Source organism: Nevskia soli (assembly GCF_903970205.1).
Lineage (GTDB): Bacteria > Acidobacteriota > Terriglobia > Bryobacterales > Bryobacteraceae > Bog-113.
On the sequence record NZ_CAJCHS010000395.1, the window covers coordinates 1 to 6,045 of the forward strand.

At 57.5% G+C, this 6,045-nt stretch carries 3 protein-coding genes and 1 pseudogene; 1 reads left to right on the forward strand and 3 read right to left on the reverse strand.

Going from position 1 to position 6,045, the window contains the following annotated elements:
• The 3 genes and pseudogenes from H1Y01_RS17145 to H1Y01_RS17155 form a co-directional block, all read right to left on the reverse strand.
• Positions 1–386, reverse strand: a pseudogene (locus tag H1Y01_RS17145) (biotin/lipoyl-binding protein); the annotation flags it as partial.
• Positions 387–424: 38 nt separating this feature from the next.
• Positions 425–1,900 (reverse strand): TolC family protein, encoded by a 1,476-nt coding sequence (locus tag H1Y01_RS17150; protein WP_180541728.1) that lies wholly within the window; start codon positions 1,898–1,900, stop codon positions 425–427.
• A 14-nt stretch (positions 1,901–1,914) separates the two neighbouring features.
• Complete coding sequence (locus H1Y01_RS17155; RefSeq protein ID WP_180541729.1) at positions 1,915–2,625, reverse strand: TetR/AcrR family transcriptional regulator; 711 nt, start codon at positions 2,623–2,625, stop codon at positions 1,915–1,917.
• 126 nt (positions 2,626–2,751) lie between these two features.
• Here H1Y01_RS17155 and H1Y01_RS17160 point away from each other — a divergent pair, with 126 nt between their 5' ends.
• Entirely contained in the window at positions 2,752–6,000 is a 3,249-nt protein-coding gene (locus H1Y01_RS17160; RefSeq protein WP_180541730.1) for a DUF3857 domain-containing protein, read from the forward strand.
• The last annotated feature ends 45 nt before the right edge of the window (positions 6,001–6,045 follow it).

Here is a 6,045-nt window from a genome sequence, read left to right on the forward strand (position 1 = left end):
TCCAATTTGGATTGGTAGCTGGTAAGGTCGGCTTTCCGGCTATCGAGATCCGCCGACGTTGACTCGGTTTGCATCTCGAGCGAAGTGCGCGATTGCGCCAACTGCGCCTCATCTTCAGCCAGCGTGGCAACTTCGCGATCGCGCTGCCGCAGCAGCTGATCTTTATCCAGTCGCGCAATGACCTCGCCTTTCGTCACGTTGTCGCCTTCATCGACCGTGCGCTCGATCAGCTTGCCCGAAGTCTTAAACGCGATATTGACTTCTTCCAGCTCGATGTTTCCCGACACGCGAATCTTATCGGACGGCGCGCTGTTGTAGTTGCGGTAGATCGCGTATGCGCCGCCGGCCACAGCCACCACTAATAGAAGAATGAGTAAGCGTTTCATATTTTTTGTCTTTGCCTCTCCGGTGCTATGAACGGCGGCTATGGAATCATGGATGCCGTCTTGCCTAGCGCTTGGCCCAGGTCAAAACGCGCCACATTGTGGTTGTAGATCGCTTGGATCCGGTTATCCCGCGCCCGCACCAGCTTGTCGGACGCATCGGACACTTCGAGGCTTCCTGCAACTCCCGCGTTGAAACGCCGCCGGGCCTGTTCGAGTTGGCGCTCGGCAAGATGAAAGCCCTCTTCAGCCACCTTGACCTGTTCATCCGCGGATTTCAAGCTGTCTATCGCGGTCCACACATCCTGCTCGATCTGGTCGCGCAGATCGGTCGTCCGCAGTTGTTCCTGTTTCAGCTGCGAATAGGCTTCCGTGCGTCGCGCATCCCGGCGTCCGCCATCGAAGATCGGAATCCGCACCTGGCCGTAGTAATCGCGCGTCGGCAGCAACAGAATATCCGGAGGGCCCACGGTACCGTAATCGAACTGCGCAACCACTGTCGGCAGGCGCTCGTATTTGACGGCTTGCGCGGTTAATTTCGAAGCGTCTTCCCGCTCGAGTTGCGCCTTGAGGTCCGGCCGATTGGCCAGAGCCTGAGCCACTGCGTCCTCCGGCGTCAGCGTATCGACCGGGTGGTATTCCAATCTGTCGACCAGTTCGATCGGCGTCGTCGGATGCAGGCTCATGGTCCGCAGCAGCTGAATATGCGAGATGCTCTGCTGATTCTTGGCAACCAGCAAGCGCTGCTTGTCGTTGGCCACCTGCACCTCACTACGCGTTACGTCAATGCCGGTGCCGGAACCGGCCTCTTTCTGATGTTGCGACTGCGTCAGTTCGGCCTGCGAAAGATTCAGGTCCGCCTCGACCGCCTCTTCGTCGGCATCGGCTCGGAGCGCGGACAGATAAGCGCGCGCGACTTGCGAAGTGACCTGGTCGTCGACCGTATTGAGGTCCTGCTTGGTCCCGCGTGTCGTAGCGCGAGCGGATTTGAAGCGCTTGATCAAGCTGTAATCGAACAGATTCTGAGTGGCCGTGCCGCGGGCGTCGAGAACGTGGAAGGGACCCGACCGGCTGGGGATTTGGATTCCTCCGATGAGCGGTCCAAATAGCGGGTAAAGCGGGTTCGACTCCAGCGCCGGGGTAACGCCGAGGCGCACGTCGGTCAATCCTTGGGCGGCCAGACTGCGCACGGTCGATTGAATGCTCACATAGGATTCGATATCGGGAAAGAATCCCGCCTCGACTTCCAAAGCGCGCATCCTCGCCTGCTTCACATTCTCGTTCTGGATCTGCACCCGAACGCTACCTTCCGGCGACGTCGCCATTTGGACCGCGCGTCTCAAGGTCAACTTGAGCGGACCGCGCGCGGAAATCTCGTCCGCGGCGGCAGCCGACGCGCCGGCACTTGCGTAAAGGTACGCGCTGGGCCGCGGATCAACAGCCGTATCCGCGTCCGTTTCCGCCGCCTGAACGCACAAGGCGGTCAGCGACGCATAAACGATCAGACTTAATATCAAGCAACGTGGTCGTTTCATCTGTTCTCCTGTAGCGGTAAAGCCGCTGGCTGGAATTGAGTGATCTCGGGGAGGAAGCCCAGTTCAGCGCCGCCATGGTGCGGCACCCGGAACCCGGCGCTCAAGAAAGGGATGATGCGCTCCATCAATGACTCCCAATGCGGTAGGCTTCCGTTTCCGGCGCCGTTCTGAGTCAGGCTGTGAATGTGAGGAGCGTCGCGAAGAACCTGAGCGGCCGCGCCCATTGCCAGGCGCGCGCGCAGAAAAAGTTCACTCGGCGGTAGATCGGGAAGCGCCCGGCCTAACGCGTCGGCAAAGCGAAGTAGAACCGGACCCAGCCGGCTAAACACGATGTTCGGAAGAAGATCGCTCTCCGCCTGAAGGCGGCCCAGCAGAGCGATAAACGTGTAGCCTCCCGACGCCGGATCGGCAGCCATCCGGAATGTGGGATAGAGAAAGGCTTCAAGGATACGGTCGACTTCCAGTCGACCGTCGACGACGCTCGCCTCGTAATCCTCCAGAGCGCTTAGACGTTCCCGGTTGGCGGGATCGAGACGGCGCAACAGGATGGCTTCGAGCAGGCTTTCTTTCGAATGGAAATGATAGTGGATCGCGGCCACGTTGACGCCGGCCTCGGCCATAATGCTGCGCAGACTGGTGGCTGCGTAGCCCCGCTCGGCGAAGAGCCGCTCAGCGGCATCGAGAATTCGATCACGTGTTTCAATCATCTGATTGAATCCTGATTATCTCCCTACACGACGGTATCTGTCAAACGGTTTTTTGCGCGCGGCATTTCAGGGCGGAAAGCCCTGCCGTCGCCAGGGAAAGTGAGATACTGTACAATCCGTTTGCTTATGAACCGTCATTGGCTAGGCGCGCTCGCCGCAATCCTTTATTCCCTGAACGCGTATCCCCAGACACCCGGTCAGCCGGTCCCTTCCAAACCGGATTATTCGCAAGAAGCCTTCGTCCTTGAGCAGTTGTCAGAAGAGTTCGTGTTCGAGAACGACGGCACAAGCACGCATTCGGGCCAGGCGCGAATTCGGATTCAATCCGATGCCGGAGTCCAGCAATACGCCGTGCTCACTTTCCCCTATCAGGCGCTGAGCGAAAGCTTCGACATCGATTATGTACGCGTGCGTAAGCCTGACAACTCCGTCGTGGTGACGCCTCCGGACAGCATTCAGGATCTTCCCTCTCAGGTGACGCAACAGGCGCCTCAATACAGCGACGCTCACGAGAAGCACGTGGCCGTCAAGGGCTTGGCCGTCGGGGACGTGCTTGAGTTCGAGGAGCGATGGCATACGATCCATCCCTTGATTCCGGGGCAGTTCTGGCTTACGTACGAATTCGCAACGGACCCCATCATTCTGAACGAATCGTTAAAGGTGAGCGTTCCCGCCAGCCGGCCAGTCAAGTGGACTAGTCCCGAAATCAAACCTGCTATCTCCGAATCGGGAGATCGCCGCATCTTCTTGTGGACGAGTTCTCATCTCGCGCACAAAACGAAGGAACAGGAGCAGTTGGAACAGGAAAAGCTGGTGTACGCGGCGGCCCAGGGACTTGTCCCGCAACCGCGCATCCAGTTGTCGAGCTTCCAAAGCTGGGCGGAAGTCGGTCGCTGGTACGGCAACTTACAAGAGGAACGGGTCAAACCGGGACCCGAAGTAACCGCCAAAGCGGTGGAACTTACTAAGGGTCTGTCGGATGACAAAGCCAAGGCGAAAGCGCTCTACAATTACGTCAGTAACCAGATCCACTATATCGGCGTCGATTTTGGCATCGGGCGCTATCAACCCCACCCCGCGGCGGAGGTGTTGAGTAATCAGTACGGCGATTGCAAGGATAAACACACCCTATTAGCTGCTATGTTGGCCGCGGTCAACATCCGGAGTTATCCGGCTTTGATCAGTTCCTCGCATACCCTGACTCCGGAAGTACCTTCCCCAGCGCAGTTCGACCATGTCATCACCGCGGTTCAATCAGGCGATACTCTGACGTGGCTGGATACGACGCCGGAAGTCGCGCCGTTCTCTTACCTGTTAAGCGGGCTGCGCGGGAAGAACGCCCTGCTTGTATACACGGACAAGGAGCCGTCTCTGATACTTACGCCGGCGAAAACGGCAAAAGCGATAGAGAGTTTCCGTATCGACTCGAAATTGGATGATAAGGGGACGCTAACCGGCACGATTGAGCAGACCGAGCAGGGCGGGGACACCGAAGTGGTTATGAGGTCGGTTTTCCGGCGCATTCCCCAGCCGAAGTGGAAAGACGCGGTGCAGGCGATTTCTTACGCCACCGGTTTCGCCGGCGAAGTCAGCAACGTCACTGTTACTTCGCTGGACAAGACGGATGAACCGATCGGGTTTAAGTACACTTACTTGCGCAAAGATCTTGTCGATATGACCGATCTCCATATTCCCGCACCTCTCCCCGTGATTGGTTTGAAGGTGTTTTCGGAAAAAGACCCTAAACCTTCCACACCTATTTGGCTCGGCGAGAGTACGGAGCTTCGATACGAGTCGTATGTTGAAATCCCGAAAGGCTATAGGGCGGCGGTACCTATCCGGGAGTTAGATCTTCATGAAAGTTTCGCGGACTATCATCGCGCGGTCTTTTACAAGGACCACATATTGACCACGCGGCGTCAGCTCACCTTGAAGCTTCGCGAAGTGGCCGACTCCGATTTCGAGAAGTATAAGAAATTCAGCCAGGCGATCCTTGACGACTATAACTCCAAGATCCGTTTGGTCTCGACCTCGGCGCATGATTCTTATCAGAATGAGATTTGGGAACTGCCGTTCAGCGATATTTCCGAAGCGAATCGCGATTATGACGATGCAAGGGCGAAGTACGACAAGCAGGACTATCAGGGTCAGCTTGCAGCTGTCAAGCGCGCCGTAGAGGCGGACCCGAAGTTTGTTCGGGCTTGGCTCTGGCTAGGCGAAATCCATAAGTCAATGGGCCGCTCCGATCAGGCGCTGGATGCGTACAAGAAAGCAATCGCTCTCGATCCGAAGATCGCCGTAAGTTACAAGGCAGAGGGTTTCACCCTCCTGCAGATGAAGAAACCTGAGGAGGCGCTGGCCGTCTGGCAGCAGTTAAGCAAAGCCGTTCCCGATGACGCCGATGGACCGCGCGGGACCGGCGAGGCGATGTTTGCGCTGAAACGATACTCCGAGGCAAGATCCGCGTTTGAAGCGGCCTTGCTTATCGATCCTGACGCGCCGATCCAGTATCAATTAGCTACCTCGTGCCTTCGCAGCGGTCAAACTGAAGAAGCGATCACGCGGTATAAGAAGGTAGCCGAACAGCTTCCGACTGCGATCCTGCTGAACCGTATCGCCTATGAACTCGCCGAAGCAAATCAGGGCCTGGACGTCGCGCTGGACTACGCGAGGAAAGCTGTGGCCCAGGCAAGCGCCGCGTCGGTCAAGATTAACTTAGCAAACCTGCAACCCGAGGACCTTCAGAATCCCCGGGATCTGGCGGCTGACTGGGATACTCTCGGCTGGGTGTACTTCAGGATGGGGAAACTTAGCGAGGCAAAAGGCTACTTGACTGCGGCGTGGAGCACGATGCAGAATGGCGAAGTCGCGGACCATCTAGCCGAGTTATACGAAAAGCAGAACAACAAAAAGCTCGCGATTGATATGTACCGTTGCGCGTTGAACCGATTACTTGGGCAAGCCGGAGCGGACGCCGACGAGATTTCCAAAGTACGCGAACGCCTCGAACACTTATCGCCCGGAACGGCAAACTCGATCTCCGCATCCTCCGTCGAGATCACCGGCAAGCTGAGCGACTTACGCACAACGAAACTGCCGTCTGTCGTATTCAAGGAAGGCAGCGCCGAGTTCTTCCTCACGTTGGCGCGCAACGAGAAGACCTCGCAAGTAGTCGTCGACGCGGTTAAGTTTGTCAGCGGCTCGGAAGACCTCCGGGCGCCTGCTGAAACCGCGCTTAAGATAACCAATCCAGGCGTGCAACTGCCTCCGGAAGGGAATCCGCGGGTTTTGCGGCGAGGCGTTCTGGCTTGCACCGCCGCCGCAGGTTGCTCCTTGACGCTCCTCGATCCGATGCACGTTCTATCGGTGAATTGAAGCGGGTAATCTAGTCCAGAGGAGATCCGCCGCCTTGTTCACCCG

Coding starts and splice junctions, on each gene's coding strand:
- H1Y01_RS17155 (WP_180541729.1), bottom strand. CDS start 2,625: ATGATTGAAACACGTGATCGAATTCTCGATGCCGCTGAGCGGCTCTTC.
- H1Y01_RS17160 (WP_180541730.1), top strand. CDS start 2,752: ATGAACCGTCATTGGCTAGGCGCGCTCGCCGCAATCCTTTATTCCCTG.